10 protein-coding genes and 2 pseudogenes are annotated in these 12753 nt (G+C 68.9%); 6 read left to right on the top strand and 6 right to left on the bottom strand.

Annotated elements, in window-relative coordinates:
• Positions 1-109: 109 nt before the first annotated feature.
• Positions 110-628, bottom strand: coding sequence for a hypothetical protein (locus OG730_RS08780; RefSeq protein ID WP_327303693.1), 519 nt, complete (start codon positions 626-628; stop codon positions 110-112).
• 707 nt (positions 629-1335) lie between these two features.
• On the opposite strand from OG730_RS08780, the gene OG730_RS08775 reads away from it, so the two are divergent.
• Both OG730_RS08775 and OG730_RS08770 read left to right on the top strand, forming a co-directional pair.
• A complete protein-coding gene (locus OG730_RS08775; RefSeq protein ID WP_327303692.1) occupies positions 1336-2922 on the top strand; it encodes a WxL domain-containing protein in 1587 nt (528 codons plus the stop codon).
• Between the two features lie 153 nt (positions 2923-3075).
• On the top strand, positions 3076-5064 hold the full coding sequence (locus OG730_RS08770) for a hypothetical protein (RefSeq protein WP_327303691.1): 1989 nt from the start codon (positions 3076-3078) through the stop codon (positions 5062-5064).
• Between the two features lie 165 nt (positions 5065-5229).
• On the opposite strand, the gene OG730_RS08765 is transcribed toward OG730_RS08770, so the two are convergent.
• From OG730_RS08765 to OG730_RS08745, 5 genes and pseudogenes are all read right to left on the bottom strand, one after another.
• A complete protein-coding gene (locus OG730_RS08765; protein ID WP_327303690.1) occupies positions 5230-5649 on the bottom strand; it encodes a nuclear transport factor 2 family protein in 420 nt (139 codons plus the stop codon).
• 83 nt (positions 5650-5732) lie between these two features.
• Positions 5733-6539, bottom strand: a complete 807-nt coding sequence (locus tag OG730_RS08760; protein WP_327303689.1) for an MBL fold metallo-hydrolase — start codon at positions 6537-6539, stop codon at positions 5733-5735.
• Positions 6540-6662: 123 nt separating this feature from the next.
• Entirely contained in the window at positions 6663-7307 is a 645-nt protein-coding gene (locus tag OG730_RS08755) for a DsbA family protein (protein WP_327303688.1), read from the bottom strand.
• Between the two features lie 117 nt (positions 7308-7424).
• The gene (locus OG730_RS08750) at positions 7425-7919 is read right to left on the bottom strand and encodes a MarR family winged helix-turn-helix transcriptional regulator (RefSeq protein ID WP_327309198.1); all 495 of its coding nucleotides are present in this window, start codon (positions 7917-7919) and stop codon (positions 7425-7427) included.
• A 400-nt stretch (positions 7920-8319) separates the two neighbouring features.
• Positions 8320-8505 (bottom strand): annotated as a pseudogene (locus OG730_RS08745) (CorA family divalent cation transporter); the annotation flags it as partial.
• 386 nt (positions 8506-8891) lie between these two features.
• Here OG730_RS08745 and OG730_RS08740 point away from each other — a divergent pair.
• The 4 genes and pseudogenes from OG730_RS08740 to OG730_RS08725 all read left to right on the top strand — a co-directional run bounded on the left by OG730_RS08740 (position 8892) and on the right by OG730_RS08725 (position 12480).
• Positions 8892-9237 (top strand): annotated as a pseudogene (locus OG730_RS08740) (NUDIX hydrolase).
• 132 nt (positions 9238-9369) lie between these two features.
• Positions 9370-9924, top strand: coding sequence for a flavoprotein (locus OG730_RS08735; RefSeq protein ID WP_327303687.1), 555 nt, complete (start codon positions 9370-9372; stop codon positions 9922-9924).
• A 146-nt stretch (positions 9925-10070) separates the two neighbouring features.
• Complete coding sequence (locus OG730_RS08730) at positions 10071-11603, top strand: AAA family ATPase (protein ID WP_327303686.1); 1533 nt, start codon at positions 10071-10073, stop codon at positions 11601-11603.
• Positions 11578-12480, top strand: a complete 903-nt coding sequence (locus OG730_RS08725; RefSeq protein ID WP_327303685.1) for an HNH endonuclease signature motif containing protein — start codon at positions 11578-11580, stop codon at positions 12478-12480. Before OG730_RS08730 ends, OG730_RS08725 begins: the two co-directional genes overlap by 26 nt.
• The last annotated feature ends 273 nt before the right edge of the window (positions 12481-12753 follow it).

Raw genomic sequence — 12753 nt, 5'->3', positions numbered from 1 at the left:
CCCGCCAAGCCGCAGGGCCCAGGAGGCTTTGGGGCAGGTGGCGGGCCGAGAGTTCCGACCAGCCACCCTCTGACCCTTGTGGCCGGGTGTTCTCAGGTGCTGCCCGGGGCTACCAGGTGAAGTCCGACGCCTGCGCGCTGGTCGCGGTGCAGTAGATGCTGGGAACGCCCGGCGGGGTGATCGAGACCGTGAAGTTGGCCGCGCCCGGGGCCCCGGCCAGCGGCGCGACGTTGGTCTTGTTGCCCGTGGTCAACGTGCCCGTGGTGAGCGGGAGCGGGCCGACCGTGACCGAACCTCCGGCGACCATGGGCGGGTTGATGGTGCCGGAGAACTGCGTGGTTCCGGCGACGCCGTTCTTCGTGACCTTGATGACGGTGGCGATGGTGTTGGCCCCGATCGGGGCCGTGCCCGCGGGGACCTTGATCGCGGTCGAGGCGAGCTTGATCTTCTTGACGCCGCCCGAGTCGGTGGCGGTGAGGGTCACGCTGCCGCTTCCCCAGGTGGCGCAGTTGAAGGTGGCGGTCGTGGTGGCCGGGGCTACGGCGTAGGCGCTGGTCGACAGGGCGACCGAGGCCGTTAAGGCGGCCGCGCCGACGGCTGCGATGGTGACGATCTTGAGGCGGGACATGGTGGTGCTCCCTTCGTGGACCTGACGGACATGAGGGGTGGCGCAGGAACGCGGGCACACCGAATCGAAGGCGTGCCGCTTGGTGACGGGAATTCCCGGGAGAGGCGATGTCCGGAGGCTCGGTGGCGCCCGGTTCGTCGGCACCCCGGGTGTGGCTGGATCCAGCATCCCGAATTGCAGTGAAGCCGCGCTTTCGGGTGGCGGTCAAGGCTTTTCGTTGAATTCTTTTCGATTACGGAGGCGAGTCGTCGGTGTAAAGCCCAGGTGACTCGGCGCTCCCCGGTTGACTTTGCGGGTGGGCCCGTAAAGTTCCATCTGACGTACCGTCAACTTGCCTATTCCCTTCTCCGCCGCACTGCGCAACGCTGTCGCTCCGAGTGGCCCGGGCATGCACCGGCCACCCCGGATCGTATGCGTTTTGATCAGGTCGGACAGCGGCCCGGGTGGGCTGTATCAAAAAGGGAGTGGGCGTTACAGAGCCCCCGCTTCCACCCTCGGGTATTTCCTTGTCCATTTCGGCGCACCGTAGGCATTCCGTGTGATGGATGCCGGAAAAGGACCGAAAGGGAAACCGCTCGCAGCCGGCCGCTCGGACCGCCGGCCGGCTCATCCACGAGCAGGCCGGAACTCCTACTCGGGAATGAGGAGATCAGGTGTTCTTTCAGCGAAGTCCGGTGGCCCGGAGATCGGCGCTGTTAGCGGGAGGTGTGACCACCGCCCTGGCTCTGGCGGGCGCGGTGCTGGCGCCCACGGCGCAGGCGGGAACGATTCACCCCACCGTGCACTGCGTCCTTCCCGCCGGCCAGGGCGATCCCTCCGGCCCCCAGGACATCACCGTCGACCTCACTCCGGCCACGGTGCGGCCCGGCGGCAAGGTGCACGCCAAGATCACTCTCGGGGCCGGCCCTGCGACCAGCCCGTTCAAGCTCGACGACGTGCCGTCCACCCCCTCGATCGATCTCGTGATGTCGGGCGGGGCCACCGGCAAGGTGACCGTGCAGGGGCCGACGGTTCCGGTGGACGTCCCGGCGGCGCCCGACCCGATCGTGATCCCGCCCTACGAGGGCGACTTCTTCGTCCCGGCGAACGCCTCCGGGCCGATCCAGTTCACCCCCGTCAAGATGAACACGGCCACCGTGGTCTTCGGCGGCAACTACAACACGCCCTGCGAGGTCGTCAGCGGCGGAGGCGTGGTCGCCACGGTCACCGCGCAGGGCGGCGGTGGCACGGAGGCGACGGTGTCGGTGCCGGCCGGTCCGGTGAAGCCGAGCACGTCCGTGACCCTGTCGGGCGGCGGCTGGACCCCGGGCGCCACCGCGACCCCGACCCTGTGCGACGCGGGCGGAGGCGGATGCGACGCGACGAAGCTGACCGGCAGTTCGCTGAGCATCGACGCCGCGGGCGCACTCGGCGGCAGTATCACCCTCGCCGACTCCTGGACGATCGCCGACGGTTCGTACTCGGTCCAGGTGAGCGACGGTACGAAGCAGGCGAAGGCTCCGCTCCAGGTGAAGGCGTACGTCCCCGCCGGCCCGTACGAGCTGAGGGCCTACCCGGACCGGGCCGCCGTGGGCACGGTCATCACGGTGTCCGGCAAGAACTACCACCAGGACCAGCAGCTCAACGTGGTCGCGCTGGACGCCGACGGCAACACGCTCGACGACACCGCCGTCTATCCGAACACGACCACCGACGGCACCTTCACCACCGAGTTCACCATCAGTGACCCGGCCATCGCCTTCATCCACACCGACGAGGGCGGCGTGGAAGGCACCGACACCAAGGTCCCCTTCACCGTCACCACCGGCGGCGAACCGGGCGGAGGCGGCACCGGCACGCAGAAGTTCACCTTCTCCGTCACGCCCGGCCCGCTCTCGATGAGCCAGGCCGGCGGGGAAGTGAACTTCGGGACCATCCAACTGGACGGGTCGAGCCACGACGTCCCCGGCGCCCTCAACCCGATCCAGGTATCGGACGCCAGGGGTGGCACCGCCGGCTGGTCGCTGACCGGCACGCTCAGCGACTTCACCGCCGCCGGCGGCGGTACGGCCGTGATCCCGGCCGGTGCCGTGAGCTGGACCCCGTCCTGCTCGGCGCACGCCGACGCGATCGGCACCCCGAGCGCCGGAGCGGCCGGAGCCCTCGGGGCCACCCCGGCCGGACTCTGCGAGGTCCAGGCGGGCGGCAGCGTGGTCGGCGGCGTCTTCGACGCCTCCGCCGGGCTGAAGCTCCACGTCCCGGCGGTCGTCCCCGGCGGGAACTACGCGGCGACGCTCACGCTCTCGCTGTCCTGAGCCGGGCCGGGTCCCCGTGCGCGCACGACCGGGCCCGCCGCACCACGCACCACCGGGCCGGGCCTCCGCCCGCGCGGGGTCCCGGCCCGCACCACCCCCACACCACCCCCACACCCGCACCACCCCACACCCCCACCGACAAAGGGAGATCGGATGCTCTCGCACCGAAGACTGCTGCGGCGCACGCCGCTGGCCACGGGCGGTATCGCCCTGATCCTGGCCGCGGGCGGTCTCGCCCTGGCCCCCGTGGCCCAGGCCGGCACCGTCACCCCCACCGTGCACTGCTCCCTGCCAGCCGGGCAGGGCGAGGCCACCGGTCCGCAGAGCATGACCGTCGACCTGACCACCACGAGCGCCCCGCCGGGCGGGAAGGTCCACGCCAAGATCACCCTCGGCGTCAGCCCGGCGAAGAGCACCACCAACCTCAGCAACATCCCGACCACTCCGGCGATCGACCTCGCGCTGTCCGGCGGGGCCACGGGCACCGTCACCATCCAGGGGCCGACGGTCAACCTCGACTACACCAGCGGCCAGGCCGTCGTCCTGCCGCCGTTCGAGGGAGACTTCTTCCTTCCCGCCACCGCGTCCGGTGCGGTCAACCTGACCCCGCTGCGGACCCGCACCACCACCGTGGTTTTCGGCGGCACCTACCAGACACCTTGCGACGTGACCGCCGGCGGCGGGACCGTGGCGACGGTGACGGCCCAGGGCGGCGGGAACGCGGAGGCGACGGTGTCGGCTCCGACCGGTTCGGTGAAGCCGAGCACGTCCGTACCGCTGGCCGGCGGCGGCTGGACCCCTGGCGCCACCGCGACCCCGACCCTGTGCGACGCGACGGGCGGCAACTGCGACGCGGCCATGATCGCGTCGAGCACCCTGGCCATCGACGCCTCGGGCGGCCTGAGCGGCAGCATCGCCCTCGCCAGTTCCTGGACGCTCGCCGATGGTTCGTACTCGGTCCAGGTGAGCGACGGTACGAAGCAGGCGAAGGCTCCGCTCCAGGTGAAGGCGTACGTCCCGGCGGGCCCGTACGAGCTGACCCCGAGTCCCGATCACGGTCCGGTCGGCTCCGTGATCACGGTGTCGGGGAAGAACTACCACCAGGACCAGCAGCTCAACGTGGTCGCGCTGGACGCCGCGGGTAACACACTCGACGACACGGCCGTCTATCCGAGCACCACCACGGACGGCACCTTCACCACCGAGTTCACCATCAGTGACCCGGCCATCGCCTTCATCCACACCGATGAGGGGGCCGTGGAGGGCACCGCGACCAACGTCCCCTTCACCGTCACCACCAACCCCGTCACCCTCGCCACGGGCGCGGCCACGGTGAAACCGGGCGCCACGGTCTCCCTCTCGGGCACCGGCTGGCCCGCGGGCGCCGCCGCCTCGGCGGCCCTGTGCGCGGCGGACGGTTCCGGCTGCGATCCGGCGAAGCTCTCGGCGACGAACCTGGGCGTCAGCGCCTCCGGAGCCCTGTCCGGTACGGTCACCCTCGCCACATCGGCGGGCGAAGGGGCCTACCAGGTCCAGATCAGCTCCGGCGGGCTGCACGTCACCGCCCCGCTCACGGTGGCGAAGACCTTCATCACCCTCTCCCCGTCCACCGGGCCGACCGGTACGAAGGTGACCGTCGTGGGCCAGGGCTTCGCCCCGGTCAGCACCGTCCAGATCGACGGGATGAAGGCGGACGGCTCGAAGAGCTCGGACGGCTACAAGACCAAGGTGGTCGGCCTCGACGGCAGCTTCTCCCAGACCTTCACCGTCAACGACCCGGCCACCGTCGCCCTCCAGGCACGCGAGTGGCTCGTCAACGGGAAGAAGGCATTGGCCCGCTTCGCCGTCGGCGGCACCCCGCCGCCGCCCGCCCCCTCGTACGCCCTGTCACCCGACAGCGGCCCCGCGGGCACCATCGTGCAGGTCACCGGGCGCAGCTTCGCCCCGGTGGCGACCGTCGCGGTATCGGGCCGGAAGGCGGACGGGTCGAAGACCTCGGACGCCTGTGTCACCCGGATGATCGGGCTGGACGGCACGTTCGCACTGAACTTCACCGTGAAGGACCCGGCCACCACCTCGATCATGGCCTCCGAGGTCCTGGCCAACGGCAAGGTGATCCAGACCCGCTTCACCGTCCGCTAGGTGCTGGGCAAAGCGAGGAGCCCACCTGTTTGTGCGGCATGAAGCGGTACGGCAGTCATACGGACCGGCCGGCGCCCCTCGTCAGAGAGACGCCGGCCGGACCTGACTCGGTACCTCCCGGCAGGTGACGGGCAGGAGCGAGCTGTCGCAGACCGTGTGATCGTGTCAGGCCTTCATGGCATCGCGGACTTTGGCGGTGTCCACGAATTGTTCGAAGCGGACGATGCGGCCGCCGCGGACGATGAAGTGGTGGGCGACGCGGACGTCGATGTCCTTGCCGGTGGCCTTGTTGGTGGCGGTGTAGCGGGCGAGGACGACGACGTTCTCGCCGTCGACGACGTAGGTGTCGTCGTGGGCGGTCCAGCTGTCCCAGTCCTTTGCCAGCTGTTCCATGACGGCAGAGGTGACACCGCCCGGGGTGCGGTAGGTGCCGGCCAGGGGGAAGCCCGCCATCTCGGTCCATTCAACGTCGTCGGCCAGGGTGGCCCGAAGGGCTTCGAGGTCGCCGTTGGCGGAAGCGATGTACTGGCGACGCACCACGTCGGCGGGGGTCGCGGGGGCGTGGAAGTCGGTCGTCTCACTCATGATGATGAGCTTTCTGGGATGAGGCCGGGCCTGGTGATGGGGCTCAGGCGGTAGGTGGCAGACCGGCCTGTGGTCGGGGTGGGTCAGCCCCAGGTCATTTCGCCCTTGGCGACCTTGGCGCCGAGCTGGGCCGCGATGAGCATTCCCGCTTCCGGGTAGCGGGCGACCAGCGCACTGGTCAGGGCCTCGCCGCTGTCGGCCTTGTCCAGTTCGGCCTCGAAGGCGGTGAGGTAGTCCCGGGTGTAGGCGATCGGGCTCGCGTCGAGGGTGGTGGTGGGCAGGCGGTGGCCGGGGACGGCGAAGGCCGGGTTCAAGGCCGTCATCTCGTCCAGCAGCTCGATCCATACGGCGCGGTCCTGGGGCTTGCCGGTGTCGGCGACCCAGACGTGTTCGTTCTGGAAGAGCAGGACGCCGGCGACGATCGCCCGGTGTTCGGCCTGCCACAGGTAGTGGCGGTCGGGCAGCCCCGGGTGGCCGCCCTTGAGCTGGAAGACGTGACCTTCGAAGGTGAGGTCACCGGTCAGCTCGGCCATGTCGACCAGGCGGGTGGGGCGGTTGGCGCCGACGGGCTCCCAGGCCTTGAGCTTGCCCTCGTACGCGGCCTTGATGTGCTCGATCACCAGCGGTGTCGCGAGGATCGCGGCGTTGGGGAAGGCGTCGGCGATGACTTCGGCGCCCCAGTAGTAGTCGGGGTCTGCGTGACTGATGAAGACCTTGGTGAGGTTCTTGCCGGAGTCGAGGATCTCGGCGGCCAGCCGGTGGCCGTCGGCGCGGGTGAATCCGGTGTCGATGAGGAACGCGTCGTGCTCACCGGTGATGAGGGTGGCGGTCTTGTTCTTCGAGCCGACGGGGAAGTCGAGGTCGATGACCTTGAAATCGAGAGTGCTCATGATCATGTCCTTTGCCGGGATCGGCGTGCGGGGTGTGGGGTGGGGGCTGCTGGTCGTCTGGGGTTCAGGTTCGCCCGCCACACGCGGGTGGGAGCAGACCGTGCCGGTGTGTCGGGCCAGGGTTCAGCGGCCGGACGCGGCCGACCGGGTGCGGGCGGAGCCGAACTGCTCCAGGAGGGTGTCGACCGTGTCGGGATGGGCGTGGCCGACGGCGAGCACCGCGGTGTGGTCGCCGTCCTGGGCCAGGAGGGTCGGGTAGGCCTTCGCGCCGAGGGCTGCCGCCCGCCGGAAGTCGGCCTCGGCCGCGCGACGTGCGGCGGGTGAGGTGAGCGCGGCCCCGGCTTCTACGGGGTCGAGGCCGGCTGCCGTGGCGATCCGGGTGAAGGTGTCGGGGTCGGAGAGGCTCAGTCCGTCCTGGTAGAACGCGGCCTGCACGGCCATGGCCAGTTCCACCGCCCGCTCCGGGGCCGCCTGCCGCAGCGCGGCCACGCCTCGGGCGGCGTCCAGGGAGTCCATGACGAACGAGCCGTCGGCTATCAGCCGCTCGTACCCGGCCCCGAACACGACACCGGTCAGCTCGCTGATCTTGGCGTTGGCGCCCTGGACGTAGCCGAACTCGCGGATCGGCACGGCCCGCGGCCCGGTGAACAGACCGCCGGACACGACCTCGACGGACAGTTCGGGGTGGCGCAGAGTGACCTCGGCCAGGGTGGGGGCAAAACCGTAGGACCAGCCGCAGTAGGCGTCGAAGACGTAGACGAGTTTCATGGGAAGGCCTTCGCAGAGGGGGTCGCTCCACACCGAAGCGATGTACCTGCTTCAACAGTATCTGCGACGTCAGGTATTCCGCGTGCTGAAGAGCCCCCGATCTCGGGGCTTTCGCACCTACCGCAGGCGGGGCAGGGCGTCCCGCGCCGAGTGGGACAGGATCCGCAGGCACTCCATGAACTGCTCCCGTGCCTCCTCGGGCAGCGGAGCCAGGAAGTGGCGGCGGATGTTCTCCACGTGCAGCCGGCTGGCCCGCACCACGAGGTCCTCGCCCCGCTCGGTGAGCCGCACCAGCTTGCCCCTGCGGTCCGCGGGGTCATCTGCGCGCACCACCAGACCGGCCGCCTCCATCCGGTCCACCAGCCGGGTCATCCCGCCCGTGGTCAGCACCCGCTCCTGCGCGATCGCCCGCATCGACATGCCCCGACCGCCCGCCCGGCCCACGATCAGCAGCACCTCGTACATCAGGTGACTGATCCCGAACTCCTCCTCGATCGCAGCACCGAGCAGGTACTCCAGCCGCCCCGCGGCCCCCTGCAACCGCCCGAACGCGAGCACCAGCTCATCGTTGGCCGCTTCCTGCGCCGAATCGATCCCCGCACCTGCACCCACCGTCACACCCATCCCTCGTCAATCCGGACCTCAGCACGATCATCGCCCCTCGCCGCCCGGCCCGCAGCAACGCGCCTTCCCGGTGGGCGCCGCCGGAGTTGTGGCAGGGCGGGACCGGTGCCGGCGGGTCCGCCCGCAGCCCCCTCGATCCGGGTGGCACGGTCGCGCCGGTCTGTCGCCGCTCGGAGTCATGGCTCTGCTGCCGGCTCGCATCCCGCTCCTCGGTGCACGCGGCGGACGACAAGACCGCTGCGCGACCCGGACGCCCCCGAGCTCGTTGCGGCGGGCGCAGGGCGCAGGGCGCAGATCGCGATTCGTTTCCCCCGGATCCCCCCAGAGCTTCCCGACGCGCAAAATTAGCTGGTCACAGGCGAAGGATCACTGAGCGTGATGCGGGCGGCTAAAGCCAGTCACGCCGCTTGAAAATCACGTACAAACTGATGCAAACCATCCCCATGAGGCAGATCGCAAGGGGATATCCGAAGCTCCAACCCAGCTCCGGCATGGACTCGAAGTTCATGCCGTAGATCGTGCCGACCAGGGTGGGTGCGAACAGGATGGCGGCCCAGGAGGAGATCTTCTTGAAGTCGTCACCCTCACACCGCTGACCTGCGGAAATTGCCTGCACAGGCGGTCTGACCTGCAGCGATGGACCTTTCCGAGTCTTTCACCCTGCTGCCCGTATATGCAGCCGATTCCCCCCAGCCGCCCCCCAGTGAGGCCTCATTCCCCCCAGATTCCCCCCAGGGGAGGCAGCTTGTGGCGGCGGATTGCCGCTGGCTGGGACCGTGATCCCGGCGGTAGGGATGGCTACGCGACGTAAGAAGAGGGAACGGTACGACCTGGTGATCGCGGACGTCCCTGCGCGAGTCTAGGTTGAATGAGGAGGCCGTGGTCTCTGTGGTCTCTGTGGCCAATGAGTCTGAGCGACCTGTTGCCGCCGCTGTTGTGGTGCACAAGGGGCGGCTGCTGTTGGTGCGGCGTCGCGTCGCGGAGGGGCAACTGTCCTGGCAGTTCCCTGCTGGCAAGGTGGAGCCGGAGGAGTCACGCGAGGCTGCTGCTGTCCGGGAGGCGCAGGAAGAGACCGGTCTGCGGGTGATTACGCGTGAGTTGCTCGGCGAGCGGGTCCATCCCGCTACCGGCCGACTGATGTCCTACACGGCCTGCGATGTACTCAGCGGCACGGCGCACGGCGCACGTCGCGGCGGAGCGGGAAGTCGCGGAGATCGCGTGGGTCACCCGCGGCCAGATCTCGGCGTACGTACCGCACGGGCTCTTCGGACTGGTGGAGGCGTACTTGGACGGTGTACTCGGCTGATCGGCCCATCTGCGAGCCGCAGATGCGTCGGGAGCCGGCGGTCCGGGATCTGGCCCACGAGATAGCCACCCGAGGCCGTTGTCGTACCCTGCCATAACTCGACCGCTCGAGCCGTCGACTGGGAGTACCCGCGTGACCGAGCCGCAACGTAAGCCTGTCCTGTACGTCGTCGTCTGCGCTGCGGGGATCGCCGGCGATGTCGGCATACTCATCACTGCCGCACAAGAGCGGGGCTGGGAAGTCGGGGTCATCTCCACCCCGCAGGCCATCGACTTCCTCGACTGCCAGGCGATCGAGGAACAGATTGGTTATCCGATCCGTTCCGTCTGGCGCTCATCCGGCGACGCGCGGTCGTACCCGAGGGCCGACGCCATCACCGTCGCACCAGCCACCTTCAACACGGTCAATAAATGGGCTGCCGGCTTCGCGGACAACCTTGCTCTCGGCATTCTGTGCGAGGCGCTTGGTATGGGCATTCCCACTGTGGTTCTGCCCTATGTCAACACTGCCCTCGCTGCTCACCTCGCGTATCGGCGTAGCGTTGACCAGCTGCGTGAGATGGGTGCTGTGTTCGGCAGCTACGAGCCGCACCGCCCGAAGTCCGGCGGGGGTGCTGACCGATTTCGCTGGGACGAGGCTGTCGATCTCCTTGCTCCGCAGTTCCCGCATGCGGCGCGGCAGCTGTGACGAGAGTGCGTCTTCGCCCTGGGCCAGGGCGGGCCCTGTAACGGCAGGCAGTTATCTCCCAAGGACTTGAGGGGCGAGGGCGTGGCCTTCCCGCCTGTGGCTAGGATCGGCTGTCAAGACATGGGGAGGGGCAGAGGGTGCGGTTTGTGGTGGGGCCTCGCGGGGCGGAAGCGCAGGGGCTCGCGGCCCTGTGGGAGGAGGGGTTCGACGGGGTGCTGGTGCCCGACGTCCGCTCTCCTGATGGCCACCGCACCGGATACGTCCTGCACCTGGCGCGGCTGGAGGAGCCGGTCGGTGCGGTGAGGATCGCGCACGCGGCAATGGATCCCCGAGGGCGCCGCATGCCGCCCGTGCCAGACCGGTTCGTGCGCTTGGACGACGATTTCTTCTCTGTCGGGCAGGACGTCTCCTACTACGAGAACCTGCGGCACCTTCCCGATCGGGAGCGGGCTGAGGTACTTCGGGCGCTGCGTGACATGGCGAGCGATGAAGCCGTCTTGACCACCGCGCTGGAATACGACGTCACCCGTGACTCGCTCCTGCGGTACGTGAAATTGGCAACGGTACGCGGGCAGATGCGCCGGCTGGCCGGCGGAGGCGCCCGCAGGCAGTCCTTCGGCATCGGCTACACCCCTCCTGGCCGCGACGGCACCAACCCGCCACGGTTCACGTTCGCGGCCGTTCCCGGCTCGCAACCGCCCACGAACATTCACGCGCTGACCGGACGCAACGGCGTAGGGAAGTCGTTCGTGCTGTCCCGTCTGGCACGGGCCGTGGCCGCCGACGAGCCGGATCCCGCCAGGTTCGGCCTCGTTACCGAGGAGGGCCGGCAGGGGCGGTCCTTCGCGAACCTGGTGATGGTCTCCTTCAGTGCCTTCGATGGCTTCCCCCTTCTCCACGGCGACGCCATGTTCGACACCTCCTATGTCGGCCTCCATGTCCCGGGCTCCGCGCCGCCCCGCTTCAAGACCCCCAACCAGCTGCGTCGGGACTTCACCAACGCCGTGCGTGCCTGCATGACCCGTGAACGCACCCCTCGGTGGATCGACGCCATGCGGACCCTCGACTACAACGGCGGTGGCCTCCTGGAAGACGGCTGGCTCGACGCCTTTGAAAGCACCCCCACCGTCGCCGGCCAGATCCGCAAAGCCAGAGCCCTGTTCGGAAAGCTCTCCGCCGGCCACAGGATCGTCATACTCACCGTCACCCGGCTGATCGAGAACGTCGACGAGCGCACTCTCGTCATCATCGACGAACCCGAAACCCACCTCCACCCCCCGCTGCTGGCCGCGTTCATGCGCACCGTCTCTGCCCTGCTGGCCGACCGCAACGGACTCGCCATCGTCGCCACCCACTCACCGGTGGTCACCCAGGAACTCCCCGCCCGCTGTGTGTGGAAGCTCCAGCGCCACGGCGACCACCTCCGCGCCAGGCCCCCGGGAATCGAGACCTGGGGCGAGAACGTGGGTGTCCTCACCCACGAGGTCTTCACTCTCGAAGTCACCGAATCCGGCTTCCTGAAAGACCTGCGAACCCTCGTCAACCAGGAAATGACCTACGACCAGGTCCTCGCTCGGTACAACCACCGGATGGGCAGCGAGGCACGCGTCGCCCTCAGCGCACTGATCGCCGTCCGCGACGGAGAGACCCGCCATGAAGGGCCCAGAGATGCGCCGTAGCCTCACGCCGCCTCCGCAGAACTCCCGAGACGTCTACATCACCTGCATCACCAACACCCGGCCTGCCACCTTCGCCAAGCTGGCCGCGGCCGAGGACGACGTCGTCGACGCCGCCGACCAGTTCGAGGCTGCCGCCCAGAAGCAGGCACTCCACACGCTTGGCCACCTCAACGAGCAGCCCGCGAACAAGGCCGACCGTGAGCGGCTGGCGAAGGTCTACGAAGGGCGCCTCGTCGACACGAGGGGGCCCGGCCGCACGACCTACGACGCGATCAAGGCGAGGTCGGCCTTCTGCCCTCTGTGCACCATCGGCACGGTATCCACGATCGACCACCACCTCCCCAAGATGAAGTACCCGCTTCTCGCCGTGGTGCCGGTGAACCTCGTCCCCGCGTGCGGTGACTGCAACAAGAAGAAGGGAGAGCACGCCCCGGCCACTGAGGAAGAGCAGACCCTCCACCCGTACTATCCCGTCCAGACCCTCTTCGAGCACCCGTGGCTGGTGGCCCGAATCCTCCCGCCCACCGCTACCCGCGGCATAGTGGCTGCGTTCTCTGTCAGCCCCCACCCGGAATGGCCCCCGGTTCTCGCCGCACGGCTGAACTCCCACCTCAGGGTCCTCGAACTCGACACACGCTTCACCTACGCGGTGGTGTCGGAGCTATCCGCGGTGAGCAACCTTGTGGCCACATGGACTGCCCGCGGCCTCCCCCGCCACGGGATCAGTCGGATACTGGCTGATCATGCCGCCGCGAGGGGCGCGGGTGAGTCTCTCAACACACCCATGGCCGCGCTGTACCGGGCCCTTGCCGAGGACGATTCGTACATCAACGGCGGTTGGCGCAGCCCAATCGAACACGTCCCGTCAGAAGCGTGACCCGCCCGCTGATCGGCTTCACCTCTCCAGCTGACCGCTCGCCTGCGCCAAGCTGTCGAACTCCGTGGCCAGGCACGCGCCCTGGTGGAGGAGGCGCTTAGAAGGCGCCTGCTCTATCCGCTGAGCTACGGGGGCTGACCTGCGAAAACGCAGCTTCCGAACACGAGTCGTGTGGTGCTGTGCCACACATGTGCCACAAGGGTACGTGTGGGGCGATCGACTCCGGCTTTCAGCCTCTCACAGGATCTTTACGTCCCGGCGGGTCGAGGCGGA

The sequence above is a fragment of the Streptomyces sp. NBC_01298 genome (genome assembly GCF_035978755.1).
GTDB lineage: Bacteria > Actinomycetota > Actinomycetes > Streptomycetales > Streptomycetaceae > Streptomyces.
The sequence above is the reverse complement of the archived record's forward strand: the minus strand, read 5'-3'. Positions and strand labels throughout refer to the sequence as shown.